Source organism: Chryseobacterium balustinum, assembly GCF_900168205.1.
Lineage (GTDB): Bacteria > Bacteroidota > Bacteroidia > Flavobacteriales > Weeksellaceae > Chryseobacterium > Chryseobacterium balustinum.
Genome location: NZ_FUZE01000069.1, coordinates 1 through 1,391 on the forward strand (window position 1 = coordinate 1; position 1,391 = coordinate 1,391).

2 protein-coding genes are annotated in these 1,391 nt (G+C 35.2%); both read right to left on the bottom strand.

Annotated features, from left to right (window positions below; translation table 11 throughout):
- Nucleotides 1–49: 49 nt before the first annotated feature.
- Complete coding sequence (locus B5X64_RS22450) at nt 50–901, bottom strand: IS3 family transposase (protein ID WP_338030638.1); 852 nt, start codon at nt 899–901, stop codon at nt 50–52.
- Between the two features lie 14 nt (nt 902–915).
- The gene (locus tag B5X64_RS23135) at nt 916–1,350 is read right to left on the bottom strand and encodes a hypothetical protein (RefSeq protein ID WP_228419093.1); all 435 of its coding nucleotides are present in this window, start codon (nt 1,348–1,350) and stop codon (nt 916–918) included.
- Nucleotides 1,351–1,391: the final 41 nt, after the last annotated feature.

Genomic DNA, 1,391 nt, shown 5'->3' on the forward strand with positions numbered 1-1,391 from the left:
TGTCCCGTCCTAAAAATCCGATACAGATTAAGGGTCAAAAATAAATAATTTAAATCGAAGCAAAAACGTTTTTGCTTCGGTTTTTTGTTTTGTAGGTTTTCATTTTCAATTCAGACTGGTTATGCATTTGGTTTGGAGTTAGGTAATGGTTGGAAAAATGAGGACGCAATTCGTTGTAAATTTCTATCGATTCATCCACGATTTTTCTTCTTAATGGAGTTTCAATATCATATTTGTCAATATCAAATTCCTGTTTTAAAATACCATTAATCCTTTCTGCTACAGCATTCTCATAGGGATCTGAATTCTGTGTCATACTGCATTTTAAGTGGTGTTTTTCTAAAATTCTTTGGTATTCATTCGAACAGTATTGTAAGCCTCTGTCTGAATGATGAATCAACGATTCCAAATTCACTTTTTTGTTTCTCAAAGCTTTCTTTAAGGCGATCAAGCTGCTTTCCGTATTGAGATTCTCTGCAACGTGATGCCCTACGATTTTCTTGGAATAAGCATCTGTTATTAGACTTAGATAACTCGGATTCTTCCTGTTTCCAATGTAGGTAATGTCTGCCACCCAAACTTGATTAGGTTTGGTGATTTGATAATCCAATATCATATTCTTATGCTTTCTAAAACGATGATGGGAGTTGGTCGTAACGTGATAACTTCTATTGGGAACAATCAGTAAATGATTAGCCCGTAAAATATCAAAGAACTTATCTCTGCCGATATTCAATGATTTTAGAGGTTCTTTTAACATAAAATACAATTTCTTACCACCTATTTTTGGCTGCATTATACGCTTTTCTTCCACCAGTGCAACTACTTGCTGTGCTTTACTGGTGCGCACTTTGCTGCGTTTTAAACTTCGATAATAGACTTGTCTATCCAATCCGGACAATCCACAGGTGAAAACTAAGGTTTCTTTTTCTGTTCTGCGGAAGTTGCTGATTGTGCGGATGCGGAGTTTTTTCGGATATCAATCTGATATTCACTCTCCGCCAAATCGATCATCATATCGAAGAAAATTGCTTTTTTATCAGAAATGTAGGCTTGTCTTTCAAGTAATGCTTTTTGTTTTTCGAGCAATTTTACTTCAGCCTCCAATTCCATAATTCTTTGTTCAGGAGTTTTTTGCATAGAATTTGGTGTTTGATTGTCCCAATCAAAGTTACCATATTTTCGAAGCCAAGTCACAATGGTAGATCGAGATTGTATCGCATATTTCTTACGACAGTCAGTAATTCCTGATTTACCCGATTCAATCTCTTTTACAATCTGAAGTTTCAAACTCAAACTGTAATCTTTCTGAGTGCGCTTTACATAAAGCGTTTTTAATGGTTCTTTCATAACGATTCTTTTTGTGTATCGCTATTTCAGGACTAGACATA

Excerpts from the sequence above, each read along its gene's own strand:
- B5X64_RS23135 (WP_228419093.1), bottom strand. The coding sequence starts at position 1,350 with ATGAAAGAACCATTAAAAACGCTTTATGTAAAGCGCACTCAGAAAGAT.